Source organism: Polaromonas sp. P1_E3 (assembly GCF_056405935.1).
Map to the genome: position 1 here is coordinate 1 of NZ_JBFUBD010000057.1, position 15,149 is coordinate 15,149.

Sequence of the window (15,149 nt, forward strand, 5' to 3'; positions counted from 1 at the left end):
GATCAAGAAAACCCTTGTTTTCGCCGGCCGTCAGCAAGCGGCGCTCCACGCCGAGCTTGTCCATCAGGCCCGTGAAGCCAAAGCCATCCATCAGCACACCGATGCTGCCCACAATGCTGGCCTTGTCGACGTAGATCTTGTCGGCCGATACGGCGATGTAATACGCGGCGGAGGCACAGGTCTCTTCGACCACAGCGTAAACCGGCTTCTTGTGCTTGGCCTTCAGGCGCAGGATTTCGTCGTTCATCATGCCGGCCTGAACGGGACTGCCGCCGGGCGAATTGATCAGCAGTACGACCGCCTTGGCGCCTTCGTCTTCAAAGGCGGCGCGCAGCGCCGCGTTGACGAACTCCGCGCTGGCATCGGCGCCTGCGGCGATCTCACCCTTGATTTCGACCACGGCCGTGTGGGGCACAGTCGCATCGCTGGCAGGTGTGCCGCGGTGCAGCGCCATCCAGACCAGGGCAATGAAAAAGGCCAGCCAGGCCAGGCGCACAAAGGTTTTCCAGCGTCGCGTGGCCTTCTGCTCGTTGAGCGCCGCGAAGGCCAGTTTCTCCAGTGTGGCGCGCTCCCAGCCCGGCGTTGCAGAAGGGTCCGCGGCGGATTTTTTCAGTTGCGAATGCGGCGGAAGTGATTCAGGCTGGTTGGGCCGAAAGTCAGATTCACGCAAAGAATCAGAGTCCATGGGGGGATCGGGGCGGTAGGGATCGTTCATGTGCAATAGTTTAGAGAGGTATTAGAACTGTAGCGGTTTAAGGTTGTAAGCAGAATGCCAATAAACAACCCCCTCAAGTTCCGAAAGTTCGATTTTGACCAGTCCTCCCTGACAAGGCCCACCGGCGCATTGGCCGGTATCCGGGCGATAGGCGGCGCCGTGGCTGGCACACAGCAACCACTGTCCGCCAGCATCGAACACCCGGTTGGGTTGCCAGTCCAGCTCCATGGCGACATGGGTGCAACGATTGAGGTACGCATGAACTGCTCCCTCATAGCGCACGGCGAAGGCACGGCAGGTCTGCCCGGCATAAACAACATCGAACGGCACCGCCAGCCCGCCTTCGAGCAGGTCRCGGCTGTTGCACAAGGCTTGCCGTATGTCAGGTGGCGCTGCCATTGCGATTCAGCTGTTGACGAGCAGCCAGTCGTGCAGTTCCTGCACCGAATGCGCGACGTGGCGGGGCGACAGCGCGGTGAATGTGTCCGGCTCGTGCGCGCCATAGCTCACGCCCACACTGGGACACGCCGCGTTCACCGCCATTTGCAGGTCATGCGTGGTATCCCCCACCATCAGTACACGCTCGGGCGCGACACCAAATTCCGCCATTAATTCGTGCAGCATGCGAGGGTCAGGCTTTCCGGCCGTCTCATCGGCGGTTCGCGAACCATCGAACACGCCCTTGAGTTCCACGGTGCGCAGCACTTCATCAAGGCCGCGGCGCGACTTGCCGGTCGCTACTGCGAGCAGGTGGCCGCGCGCTTTCAAGGCATCCAGCAGAGGAAGCACCCCGTCAAACAAGCTCAAATCATCGTAATGTGCAGCATAGTGATGGCGGTAACGCTCGCCCAGTTGGGGATATTTCTCAGGCGGTACATCAGGGGCGGCATGGGCCAGCGCCTGCATGAGACCCAGGCCGATAACGTAGCCGGCTTCCTTGTCGGTCGGCACTGTACCTCCTACATCCCGTACCGCAGCCTGAATGCAGCGCACGATGATTTTGGTCGAATCAAACAGCGTGCCATCCCAGTCGAAAGCGATCAGGTCGAAATTTCGGGTTTGCATGGACATATTGTCTTAGGGAAGGCCTGCCCATACGCGCACAGGGACAAGCGTTGAAATGCAGATGTCAGTTGGGCCGGCTTTTACGCAGCCACCACGACGAGAGCCCGTGAATAGCGCCTATCAAGGCGCTTGCCAGGCTAAGTACCGTCAAGTGGAACAGTGGCCCGTAGTTTTCAAGAAATCCGCGCCCCGTGTCGTCGAATGGATGCCGGTTGTGGGGATTGTAGAAATACAGCGCATCCCATCCCTGCGTCACGGCTCGCGGGTTCAAGGCCACAAACGCGCCCACACAAACCACCAGGCAGATTGCCGATCGCGAAACAACAAAAGGAAATGCAGGCATGACGTTCAAGGAAGACATCATCCGCTTGTTCAGCAGCCAAAAAGYCGTGGCGGCCACAAGGGTGGGGAGCGGAAACAGAAGCATCGTTTCAACATAGCCCCACGACAGCCAGAACATGAACTCCATCAGAAGCGGCCAAAAGAGGACCGAGGGCACTTCGCTCCACCGAAATTCGCCGYGCCCAAGGTCACCTGCCACAAGGTAATACGCCACACCGTACAGGGCGGGGCCAGCAAAGACGAACATCAGCACTGTTCTGGCCAGGCCGCTGAACCTCTCCTGCATCGACCCGGACACGCTCCCGGAATCAAGCTGGTCGGGAGCGCCTTGGGTCATACAGCAACCTGCATGGGCAAAAACTGCTGCAGCTCAGGCGGCAAAGGCGCCTGCAGGTGCACTACCTTGCGCAGCTTGGGATGGTTGAACTTCAGGCTCCAGGCATGCAGAAACATGCGTTTGAGCGATGCCGTGCCCGGGGCAGACCTCTGCAACGCCCGGTTCAACTCAAAGTCGCCGTATTTGTCGTCACCGGCAATCGGATGGCCCTCGTTGGACAGGTGCACGCGGATCTGGTGCGTGCGGCCCGTCTTGATGGTGACTTCCAGCAGCGTGAAAGCCGTCGCCGGCGCCAGCGGACTGGCGGGAAAGGCCGATTTCACCTTGACCAGCGTCACCGAGCGCATACCGTCGGGGTGGTCGTTGGGCACCACTTTCACACGCCGTTCACCATCGGGCAACAAATACTTGTGTAGCGCCTTGTCGATCACGCGGTGAGTGGCTGGCCAGTCGCCGCCGACCAGCGCCAGGTAAACCTTGTCGGTTTCACGCTCGCGGAACTGTTCCTGCAGCAGTTTGAGCGCCATGCGCCGCTTGGCGATCAGCAGGATGCCGCTGGTTTCGCGGTCCAGCCTGTGCACCAGCTCCAGAAAGTCCGCTTCCGGCCGCGCCATGCGTAGCTGCTCAATCACGCCAAAGCTCACGCCACTGCCGCCGTGCACGGCCACACCGGCCGGTTTGTCGATGGCCAGCACAAAGTCGTCTTCAAACAAAATGGGGAATTCGCGCGAAGGCGCGTAGCCGCCGATGGTGGAGCTCGCCCCGTGCCGGGCGATTTCCTGGGCCATAGCCTCGGCCTTTTGCCCCGCCCGCTCGGAAGTCCGCACCGGCGGCAGGCGCACGATGTCGCCGGTCTCCACCCGTGTATCGGCCTGTGCCCGGCCTTTGTTAACCCTCACCTCGCCGCTTCGGATGATGCGGTAGACATGGGTTTTAGGCACGCCTTTGAGCTGGCGGATCAGGAAATTGTCGAGACGTTGGCCCGCATAGTCTTCGTCTACCGTCACCAGCGTGGCCTGCGGCGCTGCCGGGGCTGCCGCCGGGGAAATAACGGGTGCCGGGGTGGGCGCGGCCACAGCCGCAGGTGGCCATACCGGTGTTTTCCCGGGTTTCCTTGCCAAGCCCTTTGCTGACCCTATAATGTGTTTCACTAGCGATGCGCTGTAAGTGGTTGATTTGTCTGGAGTTTAGTCCACGCAAGTCCCCAGCCCTGAAAAGGCAGACAAGCAGCCTTGCTGGAAGGTCGATGCCCACGCCGGCAATTGCCCGCAAGCGACGAGTGCCAGGCACCTCGCGGCGAGCGTCTTTGCACGGTAGAAGAGTCGACGTTTTGCGAACACAACCACGGAATACCATGTGTGCAGCCCAAGTCATGAACAACAGGCTGCATGCGGATCCAGTCGAGATCAAGTCCTTAACGGTAGCCCTCTGATGACAACACTGGTCAGTCTGATTTATATATGCCTGCGGCGCCTCACGATATTCGTGGGCCCTGCTTTCGGCATAAATCAGCCGCCAGCCCTTGTACAGCGGGCGCAACCAGCTACTCTTTTTGTAGCACCCACCCGTTTGACCCCTGCTCGCTCCATCCACGCGCCTACGCCCAGACCACGTCGCTGACCGATTCATCGGTCGGCCGCGCGCTGTCAAAAGCTCTCCGGCAATTCCTCCCGTTCGCACTGCGTCCCTCCGGCATCGTTGGCCCATTTTGGGCATGTGATTGATGTTCAGACATGACATCAAAACGAAGAACGATAAGGAAGGCTACCCATGAAACGGATGCTGGTAAACGCCACACAGGCTGAAGAACGCCGTCTGGCCATCGTCGATGGACAAAAACTCCTCGACTACGAAATTGAAATCGAAGGGCGCGAACAGCGCAAGGGCAACATCTACAAGGCCGTCGTCACGCGTGTCGAGCCTTCACTGGAAGCCTGCTTCGTCGACTACGGCGAGGACCGCCACGGTTTCCTGCCGTTCAAGGAAATCTCCAAGCAATACTTTGCCCAGGGTGTGCCCGTCAACCAGGCACGCATTAACGACGTGATCCGTGAAGGCCAGGAACTGCTGGTCCAGGTCGAAAAGGAAGAACGCGGCAACAAGGGCGCCGCCCTCACCACCTTCGTCTCCCTGGCAGGCCGCTATGTGGTCCTGATGCCCAACAACCCGCGCGGCGGTGGCGTGAGCCGCCGTATCGAAGGTGAAGACCGGGCCGAGCTCAAAGAAAACATGGACCAGCTGGAATATCCCAACGGGATGTCCATCATTGCGCGCACCGCCGGCATCGGCCGCAGCGCGCCTGAGCTGCAGTGGGACTTGAACTACCTGCTCAAGCTCTGGACCGCGATCGACGGCGCCGGCAAGGGCGGCAAGGGCGCTTACCTGATTTACCAGGAATCCAGCCTCGTGATCCGCGCGATCCGCGACTACTTCAACAGCGACATCGGCGACATTCTGTTCGACACCGACGACGTCTACGAGCAAGCCCGCCAGTTCATGGCCCACGTGATGCCCGAGCACGAGCACCGCGTCAAGCGCTACCGCGACGACGCGCCGCTGTTCAGCCGATTCCAGATCGAGCACCAGATCGAGTCCGCCTACGCCCGCACCGTACAGCTGCCTTCCGGCGGCGCCATCGTGATCGACCACACCGAAGCCCTGGTTTCGGTGGACGTCAACTCGGCCCGCGCCATCAAGGGCGGCGACATCGAAGAAACCGCCACCCGCACCAACCTGGAAGCCGCCGACGAAGTCGCCCGCCAGATGCGTTTGCGCGACCTCGGCGGCCTGATCGTCATCGACTTTATCGACATGGAAGAGTCGCGCAACCGCCGCGACGTCGAAAACCGCCTGCGCGACGCACTGCGGCAAGACCGCGCCCGCGTGCAGTTCGGCACCATCAGCAAGTTCGGCCTCATGGAAATGAGCCGCCAGCGCCTGCGCCCCGCATTGTCGGAAGGCGCGTCCATCCCCTGCCCGCGTTGCGGCGGCTCCGGCCACATCCGCGACACCGAAAGCTCGGCGCTGCAGATCCTGCGCATCATCCAGGAAGAGTCCCTCAAGGACAGCACGGCTTCGGTGCTGTGCCAGGTTCCGGTCGACGTGGCGTCTTTCCTGCTGAACGAAAAGCGCTCCGAGATTGCCAAGATCGAAGTCAAGCAGCGCATCAATGTGCTGCTGGTGCCCAACAAGACGCTGGAAACCCCCAACTACCGCCTGGAGCGCCTGAAACACGACGACCCGCGCCTGGACAACATCGCCGCCAGCTACAAGATGGCCGACGAAATCGAGGATCCGACCACCGTCACGCGCCGCAGCCAGGAAAAGCACAACAAGCAGGAGCCCATCATCAAGGGCGTGCTGCCCGATGCGCCAGCGCCGATCGCCCCGCCCAAGCCCGAAGTCGCGCCRCAAGCGGCTCCCAAGCCCCAGGCGCGCCGCCCTGCCCCGGCAGTGGCTGCACCTGCAGAAAAAGGTTTCTTCGGCTGGATCAAGAGCCTGTTCGGCGGCGCGGAAACGCCGGCACCGGCGCCAGTTGCCAAAGAAGTGAAAAAAGACGAACGCGGCGAAGGCCGTCGTGAAGGCCGTGGCGGTGAAGGCCGCGGCGGTGAGCGTGGTGAACGTTCGGACCGTGGCGGCGAACGCGGAGGCCGCGACGGCCGCCGCGGTGGCCGTGGCCGCAGTGAAGGACGCGGCGGTGAAGGCCGTGGCGAAAACCGCGAAGGCCGCGAACCCCGCCCAGAGGGACAGGGCCGTGGCGAAGGCCGCAATGAAGGCCGTGGCGGTGAGCGCCGCGAACGCAATCCGGAAGGCCGGAGCGATGCCGGACGCCAGGAACGCCCAGCAGCTGAAGCCCGCGGCGAAAGCCGTCCTGAAAATGCCGGCGACCAGCCCCGCAGCGAAAACCCAGGCCGCGAAGGCCGCGGCCGCCGCGAGCGCGGTGAACGTGGCGAGCGTGGTGGTGAGCGCGGCGGCGAGCGTATCCAGCGCGACGCTGTCGAGCAGGACCTCGCACTGGCCAATCAGGCTGCCATGGCAGCCGCCATGGGTGGTGAAGCCGCCGAGCCGCGCCAGGAACGCGCGCCGCAAGAAGGCGAACGCCCACAAGGCAACCGTGAGCCGCGTGGTGAGCGCGGTGAAGGCCGCCGTGACCGCGGCGACCGCAACGGCCGTCGTAACGACCGCCGCGGCGACCGCCCTGAAGGCGCCGCCGAAGGCCAGAACGCCGCCGCTGAAGGCAGCGCCAGCTTCAATCCTGACGCAGCTACGGCAGCCCCCGTGCTGGATGACGCCGGCAATGTGATTGCACCCGCTCAAAACGGCCAGGGCGACGAACAGCGCCAGCCGCGCGAACGCCGCAGCCGTGACCGTTATGGCCGTGACCGCCGCGAACGCGGTGAAAACGGCGAGCGCAACGAGCAGCCTCTCGAAGCCGGCGCACCCGCCGCCCAAGGCGAGTTTTCGGAGCCCAATCGGCCGCAAGCCCAAGAGCAGCATGCGCAAGCAGCTCCTGAATTTGTAGCAGATGTGGTTGCTGCGGCTCCTGTTGCAGCGCCTGCCCCCGCCTATGTGGCACCTGCCGCCGTGGCTGCACCAGCACCGGTCGCAGCGCCGGCGCCTGCCCGCGCACCGGCCCCTGCCGCTGCGCCGCAAGCTGCCAGCCTGCCCAAGGTCCAGTCTTACGACTTGCCTCTGCAGGACCTCGTTCAGGTCGCACAGTCTTCAGGTTTGCAGTGGGTCAATTCTGACGCCGCCAAGATCGCCGAAGCCAAGGCCGCTATCGCCGCCGAAGTCAAGCCCGTCCACGTGCCGCGTGAGCGTCCACCGCTGGTGGTGTCCGACGAAGGCCCGCTGGTACTGGTCGAAACCAAACGCGACCTGGGTGCCGTGAAGCTGCCTTTCGAGCAATCGGCTGGCCAGTAAACCCTGACCTCTGCCGCGTGAGCGGCTCCCAAAAAAGGCCCGCTTGCGGGCCTTTTCTTTGTGTCAACGATATCCGCACCACAGGTGCGGGGCCGCAACGAACACGGCGCGCAACGCGCTGACCCATCGCCGTAGGGCAGTACGGTACGTGAAAGCAGATGTTGGTGGAGAAGCAGTTTCAGCAAGCTGGCATCTTGCACGGCAAGATCGGCTTGCGTGGCCAAAAGAGTGGCCGCAGCAGGTTGGCAACCAGCCGTTAAATCTGCGCGGCCCGTTTGTAGGCTTGTGCAGCGCCGGCTTCGTCCTCGCGCTGCTCAGCCAGCAAGGCCAGCGCGCGCCAGGCATTGCGGTGAAGCGTCACATCCTGAAGCGCCGGTGCGGCCTGGGTCAGCAGCTGGCGGGATTTGCCCCAGAGCTGGCGGCTCAGGCAAGCCATCCCCGCCAGGTACTGCAGGTTGGCGTCGCGCGGATGGTTAAGCTGCGCGTTTTCGATGCGGGCCAGCCAGGCCGCGTCCAGCGAATCGAGGCCGGCCTCCAGCACGCTGATCAGCTTGATGCGCAGGTTGTCGCCGATCTCCGAGCGCGGCTGCATCATGCGGTCCCAGACCTGCAGCAGCCAGTTGCGGGCCAGTTCCGGATCACCATGCAGCGCCATTAGGCGCGACGCCGCATGCACCACCAGCTCGGGCATGGCGCGTTCAGTTTCATCCAGCGAGAACCAGGCCTGCTGCAGCTGCGCAGGGTCGTGCGCATCGTTGAGCAGCTCCAGCGCCAGACCGCGCACAATGCTTTGCGCCGCCGCCTGTGAAAAAGCACGGTGTTTGGCCAGCAGGCGCGCCGTTTCCAGGGCCTGCGCCGTGTGCCGCGCATGCCGCGAGGCGCGCAGCTTCATGCGCAGGGCCAGTGTGCGGCGCGATGCCCCCTGCGGAAGCTGGCCCAGCCAGTCCAGCGCCGCGCCCGCATCGCGGTCGTCCAGCGCCCAACGGGCGGCACGGAACAACACGCCCTCGCGCACTTCCTGCGCATGGCGTGAGCTCTTCAACGCCAATTGCAGGTGCTGGTCGCGCAAGCTCTTGTTCTGGAGCGCTTGCGCGGCTTCGGCCACCAGAAGATGGGCCAGTGAACGCAGCTGTTTGCCGCGGCTGGCGCTATGGCCTGTCACATGGCCGGACTCGTCGGTCAGCAGGTTCAGGCTCTTGGCCTGAGCCAGCGCATTTTGCGCGGATTTGGTCGAACGGATGTAGCGCCCCGCCAGCAGATGCGCCAGCGCGTCCATGAGGGCGCCGTACATGGCGCGCTCCTTTTGCTGGGCACGCCAGCGCCTGGCTTCCGCCGGCAGCGAAAACACCGCCGACAGCGCGCGCAAAGCCAGATACAGCACCAGGAACAGCGCCGCCAGCAGCATCACCATGAGGTTGAAGGAAATATCGACACGGTGCGGCGGCCAGAAGATGGTGACCACGGCCTGGTTGTTGCCCGTGAACAGGGCCACGGCAACGGCCACGCCGAACAGGGCCAAAAGCCAGAGAGCGGCGCGCATGCTGGTTCTGCCTTTCCCGCTCAGCGGCCTGCGGCCGCTGTGGCCAGCGCGGCCATGGTTTCGTCCAGGCGCGGAAGTTCGCTGGTTTTCAGCTGGCCCTGAACCTGGGCCAGCAGCTGCGCTGCGGCCTGCGTCTTGCGGGACGAAGCATCAAAATATTTGCCCAGCCAGGCACTGGCGCTGCCCAGGTCAGCCCGCACCGAATCCGTCTGGCGCGACAGCAGGCCCAGGCGCGCATTGAGCAGGCGCAGCTTGAGGTTCTCCCGCAGGAAAAACGACTGCTCGGGCGACAAAAGCGCGGCTTCGGGCTGGTCGATGCGGCTCACGCGCAGCAGCTTGCGCGCTTCTTCCCGCAGGTTGTCCAGCGTGCGTTGCGACCAGGCGCCCAGCGCCAGCTTGTCGAACACCAGAACAGAAGACTGGCCCGCGGATGATGCCGAAGCTGCACTGCGCGGAGCAGAGGCAGGTGCGGCCGGCGCAGGCGCTGCACGCTGCCCGGCGGCTACCATGGCATTGGCCACCGGCAGGTCATCCGCCATGCGCACCAGTTCGTCGAGTTTGAGCAGCAGAACCGGCACGTCAGTCAGCGTGGCGGCCTTGATGCGGTCCATGTCCTTGGCAATGGCCCGCTGCAGCGGATTGAGGCGCGGCTGCGCCGCACGCGACAGGCGCTGGTCGGCTGACCTGAGCGCTGCAAGCAGCGGTTCGGCGCTGCCGGTGAGCTGCGCCTGCTGCTGGGCCAGGCGCAGCGAAGACTCCACATCGACCACCAGGTTCTCATCGCGCGAGCGCGACAGGCTCTGCATGAGCTCCTCCAGCTGGGTACGCTGCAGGCTGACTTCACTGATGCGGGTTTCCTGGATGGCCAGGCGTGCCGACAATTCGCGCGCACCCTCCTGGGCCTGGCGCGCCAGCGTGCGCGCTTCGATCGCCTGCGCGCCGGAATCAATGCTGCGGCGGGCAAGTTCTTCCTGGATGTTGCCGAGTTTTTGCCACAGCAGGCCGCTTGCCAGCAAGCCCGCGGCCGCCAGCACGGCCACCAGCAGCGCCCATTTGCGGGGCACAAGCCATGCGTCTGCGGGAGGAAGTTGCGTGGAAACCGGCACCAGTGCGCGTTCCAGCACCGGCTCGTTGTCTGGCGTGGAAGATGAAGGCTGGGCGTTAGGGCTGTCACTCATGGATAAAGAGATTCTATCGAGGCCAATGTGTCCCTGATGTCCTTCAGGGCAGGACGTGACGCCACAACAACACCCCACCCTGCAGCGCGCACGGCTTCGACAATCCGGGGATGCGTTGCCACTGCACGGGCGCGTCGCCAGTCCACCCCGGCCAGTGACGGTGAAGCCATCAGGTTGGCCACGGCTTCAGAGCTGCTGAAAACCCATACCGAGCCGTCCGCGCTGGCGGCTCGCGCGCGCTGGACCTGCGCATCGGTGAACACCGGCGTGCAGCGCCGGTAAACGCCCACAAAATCCACCTGGGCGCCGGCAGCTTCCCACTGGCGCGAAATCCAGTCGCGGCCCGAAGATACCCCACCCGCCTGCTGGCCTTCGCCCCTGACCACCAGCACGCGCCGGCCCTGCCAGTTGCGCTGGCCCACTACGGCCCACAGGGCTTCGGAGTCAAACTGGTCGGCATCGGCAGCCGGCGCATCGATCTGCCCGGCGGGAACGCCTGCAGCACGTAAAGCCGCCACGGTGCCCGGCCCGGGCGCCATGAAGCGCAGGGATGGCGGCACGGATTGTTCGCCGCCTGCTATTAATTCAGGAGCTGCTTGCGCTTGTCCTGCTTGGGTTCCAGCCTCTTTTTTCTGGAAGAAGTAGTCCACGGCATTGCCGCTGACAAACATGCAGGCGGCATACGCGTCCAGGGTTTTCCAGGCATGCGCGGCAGCTTGCGCATCAGAAGCCGGCGCAATGTCGATCAGGGGCAGGGCTTCGGCCGCAAAGCCGCCCTGCCGCAACTGCTCTACCCAATGCTGCGCATCCTGCAGGGGCCGCGTCACGATGACGCGGGCCGCGGCGCCAGACAAAGGCACCGGCGCGTTCGGCATCAGGCGCCCGGGGCCTTGCCGGCCCACACGGCGCCCCCGGCGCGCAACTGCGCCGCCACAGCCTCGCCCAAAGCTTCAGCTTCGGCAAAGTTGCGCACCACGGCGGTCTGCTTGACCTGCACCAGCGGCGCCAGCGGTCCGGAAGCCCCGGACGGCGCCTCGGCCGTCGCCGGATCGCCCCAGGCAGCGTTGAGCTGCATGGCTTCACCGGTCACCCCGCGTGTGAAAGCCGCCAGCGGCATGGAACAGCTGCCACCCATCGCACGCGACACCGTGCGTTCCGCCGTCACCGCCAGCCAGGTCGGCTGGTGCGCCAGCGTGGCCAGCGCGGCCATCAGGTCGGCGCGGCCGGCGCACACTTCAATGCCCAAAGCGCCCTGGCCTGCGGCCGGCAGCATCTGGGCGGGCTCAAAGGTGCAGCGGATGCGTGATGCCAGGCCCAATCGCTTCAGGCCGGCAGCCGCCAGGACGATGGCCTGGTACTGGCCTTCGTCGAGCTTGCGCAGGCGCGTGTCGAGGTTGCCGCGCAGCGGCTGTATGACCAGGTCGGGACGCAGGGCCTTGAGCAGCACCAGCCGCCGCAGGCTGGAGGTTCCCACGACCGCGCCCTGCGGCAAATCCGCGAGTGAGGCGAACTGGTTGGAGACAAAGGCATCGCGCGGGTCTTCACGTTCAAGCACGCAGGCCAGGGCAAAGCCTGCGGGCAGATCCATGGGCACATCCTTGAGCGAATGCACGGCCAGGTCGGCGCGCCCTTCGCTCAGTGCCACCTCAAGCTCCTTGACGAAAAGGCCCTTGCCGCCGACCTTGCTCAGCGAGCGGTCCAGAATCTGGTCGCCCTGGGTGGTCATGCCCAGCAGCTCGACCTGCCAGCCCAGGCGCGCCTGCAGCAACGCCTTCACGTGCTCGGCCTGCCACATCGCCAGACGGCTTTCACGGGTGGCGATGACGACCTTTTTGACATCAGGGGGGCTGGATGGCTGAAGCGATGCTGACACTCGTAACCTGCTTGTAATACTTTGGGGAAGTGAATGCTAGCATGCAAGGCTCAAGACAAGGCTCCAGAACTAGAGGGTAGAAATGGTTAATTCCGCACGCGCCAAGAAGATCAAACACAACGTCAGCGAAGGCACCAAAGACGCTTCTGCTGCCGGTATTGCCAAATCCTCTACCCGTTCAAGAGACAACGAACGCCCCCTGGTGGAAGACATCCGCCTGCTGGGCCGCATTCTGGGCGACGTGATCCGTGAGCAGGAAGGCGTTGCCGCTTATGAACTGATCGAACAGGTGCGCAAGCTCTCCGTCAGCTTCCGGCGCGACGCCGACGCCGACGCCGACAAATCGCTCAAGAAACTGCTCAAGGGCCTGTCCGGCGACCAGACGGTCAGCGTGATCCGCGCCTTCACCTATTTCAGCCACCTGGCCAACCTGGCGGAAGACCGCCACCACATCCGCCGCCGCGCAGTGCACGAGCGCGCGGGCGATACGCAGGAAGGCAGCATCGACGTGGCGCTGGCCCGCCTGCGCTGGGCCGGTATCTCGACCAAAACCATTTCCCACACCCTGGCGCACAGCTTTGTCTCGCCGGTGCTCACCGCCCACCCCACCGAGGTGCAGCGCAAAAGCATCCTGGACGCCGAGCGCGACATCGCCCTGCTGCTGACGGCACGGGACGACATCAAGGCGCTGGCACAAGCTGTCAACGCCGCCAAGGATGCGCTGACCCCGCGCGAGCTGGCCGCCAACGAAGCGCAGCTCCGCGCCCGCGTCATGCAGCTGTGGCAGACCCGGCTGCTGCGCTTTTCCAAGCTCACCGTGGCCGACGAGATCGAAAACGCCCTGAGCTACTACGAAGCCACCTTCCTGCGCGAGATTCCCAAGCTCTATGCCAACCTGGAGCGTGAACTCGGCAACCAGCCGGTGCACAGTTTCCTGCGCATGGGCCAGTGGATAGGCGGCGATCGCGACGGAAACCCCAATGTCAGCGCCGACACCCTCAACTACGCGCTTGGCCGGCAAGCCGAAGTGGCGCTGCGCCACTACCTCACCGAAGTGCATTTCCTGGGCGGCGAACTCTCGCTGTCCGCCATGCTGGTCGACTTCAGCCCCGCGATGCGGCTGCTGGCTGAAAGCTCACCCGACACCAGCGAACACCGCAAGGACGAGCCCTATCGCCGCGCCCTCACAGGCGTCTACGCCCGGCTGGCCGCCACGCTCAAGGACCTGACCGGCGGCGACGCTGCGCGCCACGCCGTGGCGCCGCAAAACGCCTACCTCAAGGCGGAAGACTTCCTGGCCGACCTGCGCACCATCGAGGAATCGCTCAAGGCACATCATGGCGAAGCGCTGATCGCCCAACGCCTGCACCCGCTGATCCGTGCAGTCGAAGTGTTCGGTTTTCACCTGGCCACCGTCGACCTGCGCCAGAGTTCCGACAAGCACGAAGAAGTGGTGGCCGAACTGCTGGCCGTTGCACGCATCGAGGCCAACTACGGCAAGCTGGACGAAGCGGCCAAACGTACGCTGCTGGTCAGCCTGCTCAACGATGCGCGGCCCCTGCGCGTGGTTGGCACCACCTATTCAGCGCACGCGCGCGGCGAGCTCGCGATTTTCGAAGCTGCCCGCACGGCGCGCGCCCGCTTTGGCAAGGAAGCCATCCGCCACTACATCATCAGCCACACCGAAACCGTGAGCGACCTGCTCGAAGTGCTGCTGCTGCAAAAGGAAGTCGGGCTCATGCATGCCACGCTCGACAGCCACGCCACCAACGACCTCATCGTCGTGCCACTGTTTGAAACCATCGAAGACCTGCGCAATGCCGCGCCCATCATGCGTGAGTTTTACGCCCTGCCCGGCATCGCCCAGCTGGTCAAGCGCAGCGGCGCCGAGCAGGACATCATGCTGGGTTACTCCGACAGCAACAAGGATGGCGGCATCTTCACGAGCAACTGGGAGCTGTACCGCGCAGAGATCGCGCTGGTGGACCTTTTCGACGAGCTGGCCAACTCACACAACATCCAGCTGCGCATGTTCCATGGCCGCGGCGGCACGGTCGGCCGCGGCGGTGGCCCGAGCTACCAGGCCATCCTGGCGCAGCCTCCCGGCACCGTGCGCGGGCAGATCCGCCTGACCGAGCAGGGTGAAGTCATCGGTTCCAAATACGCCAACCCGGAAATCGGCCGGCGCAACCTGGAAACGCTGGTAGCCGCCACGCTGGAGGCCACGCTGCTGCAGCCCACCAAGCCCGCCACCAAGGCTTTCCTGCAGGCCGCCGCAGAACTGTCACAGGCCAGCATGGCCGCTTACCGCCACCTGGTTTACGAGACCCCCGGGTTCACCGAATATTTCTTCGGCTCCACGCCCATCCGTGAAATTGCGGAACTGAACATCGGCTCCCGCCCCGCGTCCCGCAAGGCTTCCCAGAAAATTGAAGACCTGCGGGCGATTCCGTGGGGTTTCAGCTGGGGCCAGTGCCGCCTGACCCTGCCCGGCTGGTACGGCTTCGGCTCGGCCATCGATCAATTCCTCCAGCAGGGCGGTACGTCCGCCTCCCGCAGGGAAGCGCTGGCATTGCTGCAAAAAATGTACAAGCAGTGGCCGTTTTTCCGCACCCTGCTCAGCAACATGGACATGGTGCTGGCCAAGAGCGACCTGGCGCTGGCCTCGCGTTATTCGGAGCTGGTAGGAGACGCGCGACTGCGCAAAAAGATTTTCAGCGCCATCGAATCCGAATGGCACCGCACGGCCGAGGCACTGACCCTGATCACCGGCGAAAAGCAGCGGCTGGCAGGCAACGCCGCCTTGCAGCGCTCCATCCGCCACCGCTTCCCGTATATCGATCCCCTGCACCACCTCCAGGTGGAACTGGTGCGGCGCTACCGCGCGGGCCAGGCTGACCAGCGAGTGCAGACCGGTATCCACATCTCGATCAACGGGATCGCTGCCGGGCTGCGCAACACGGGTTGATGCTGGATCTGCCTCTGTTTGCGCTCTCCGCCTTTCGCCCAAGTTTGCTGGCCGGTCTTGCTCCGGCGTTGCGCTTTTTGCTGAGGCTTGCTGGCCGGGGGTTGCCCGGCGGCAAGTAACTTTCTTTTGCTTCGCCAAAAGAAAGTCACCAAAGAAAAGGCGACCCGCAGTCTGGGACCCCTGCGCTGCGCTACGGGGCGACCTGCGC

At 64.2% G+C, this 15,149-nt stretch carries 11 protein-coding genes; 2 read left to right on the top strand and 9 right to left on the bottom strand.

The genetic code is table 11. The annotated features are described in order from the left end of the window. The 5 genes from AC1D0Z_RS09620 to AC1D0Z_RS09640 form a co-directional block, all read right to left on the bottom strand. Nucleotides 1-715 (bottom strand): S49 family peptidase (locus AC1D0Z_RS09620; RefSeq protein ID WP_477658024.1); only part of this gene is annotated, 715 nt, incomplete at its 3' end. Between the two features lie 21 nt (nucleotides 716-736). Continuing rightward, the gene (locus AC1D0Z_RS09625) at nucleotides 737-1,114 is read right to left on the bottom strand and encodes a Rieske (2Fe-2S) protein (RefSeq protein ID WP_477658025.1); all 378 of its coding nucleotides are present in this window, start codon (nucleotides 1,112-1,114) and stop codon (nucleotides 737-739) included. Nucleotides 1,115-1,120: 6 nt separating this feature from the next. Next, complete coding sequence (locus tag AC1D0Z_RS09630; RefSeq protein ID WP_477658026.1) at nucleotides 1,121-1,780, bottom strand: HAD family hydrolase; 660 nt, start codon at nucleotides 1,778-1,780, stop codon at nucleotides 1,121-1,123. Between the two features lie 64 nt (nucleotides 1,781-1,844). Next, entirely contained in the window at nucleotides 1,845-2,459 is a 615-nt protein-coding gene (locus AC1D0Z_RS09635) for a hypothetical protein (RefSeq protein ID WP_477658027.1), read from the bottom strand. Next, complete coding sequence (locus AC1D0Z_RS09640; protein ID WP_477658028.1) at nucleotides 2,456-3,610, bottom strand: RluA family pseudouridine synthase; 1,155 nt, start codon at nucleotides 3,608-3,610, stop codon at nucleotides 2,456-2,458. Before AC1D0Z_RS09640 ends, AC1D0Z_RS09635 begins: the two co-directional genes overlap by 4 nt. A gap of 619 nt (nucleotides 3,611-4,229) precedes the next feature. On the opposite strand from AC1D0Z_RS09640, the gene AC1D0Z_RS09645 reads away from it, so the two are divergent. Beyond that, nucleotides 4,230-7,382: an Rne/Rng family ribonuclease gene (locus AC1D0Z_RS09645; RefSeq protein WP_477658029.1), complete on the top strand. Its 3,153-nt coding sequence runs from the start codon at nucleotides 4,230-4,232 to the stop codon at nucleotides 7,380-7,382. 256 nt (nucleotides 7,383-7,638) lie between these two features. Here the strand turns inward: AC1D0Z_RS09645 and AC1D0Z_RS09650 are convergent, their stop codons facing one another. From AC1D0Z_RS09650 to hemC, 4 genes are read right to left on the bottom strand one after another with little or no spacing between them, the layout of a single operon-like run. Further along, nucleotides 7,639-8,922 carry a heme biosynthesis HemY N-terminal domain-containing protein gene (locus AC1D0Z_RS09650; RefSeq protein ID WP_477658030.1) on the bottom strand — a complete coding sequence of 428 codons (1,284 nt, stop codon included), beginning with the start codon at nucleotides 8,920-8,922 and terminating at the stop codon, nucleotides 7,639-7,641. A 20-nt stretch (nucleotides 8,923-8,942) separates the two neighbouring features. Continuing rightward, the gene (locus tag AC1D0Z_RS09655; RefSeq protein WP_477658031.1) at nucleotides 8,943-10,100 is read right to left on the bottom strand and encodes a uroporphyrinogen-III C-methyltransferase; all 1,158 of its coding nucleotides are present in this window, start codon (nucleotides 10,098-10,100) and stop codon (nucleotides 8,943-8,945) included. Next, a complete protein-coding gene (locus AC1D0Z_RS09660; RefSeq protein WP_477658032.1) occupies nucleotides 10,097-10,975 on the bottom strand; it encodes a uroporphyrinogen-III synthase in 879 nt (292 codons plus the stop codon). The genes AC1D0Z_RS09655 and AC1D0Z_RS09660 overlap by 4 nt, the downstream gene beginning before the upstream one ends. After that, nucleotides 10,975-11,895, bottom strand: a complete 921-nt coding sequence (hemC, locus tag AC1D0Z_RS09665; protein WP_477658034.1) for a hydroxymethylbilane synthase — start codon at nucleotides 11,893-11,895, stop codon at nucleotides 10,975-10,977. The genes AC1D0Z_RS09660 and hemC overlap by 1 nt, the downstream gene beginning before the upstream one ends. A gap of 160 nt (nucleotides 11,896-12,055) precedes the next feature. Here hemC and ppc point away from each other — a divergent pair, with 160 nt between their 5' ends. Next, the gene (ppc, locus tag AC1D0Z_RS09670) at nucleotides 12,056-14,941 is read left to right on the top strand and encodes a phosphoenolpyruvate carboxylase (protein WP_477658033.1); all 2,886 of its coding nucleotides are present in this window, start codon (nucleotides 12,056-12,058) and stop codon (nucleotides 14,939-14,941) included. The last annotated feature ends 208 nt before the right edge of the window (nucleotides 14,942-15,149 follow it).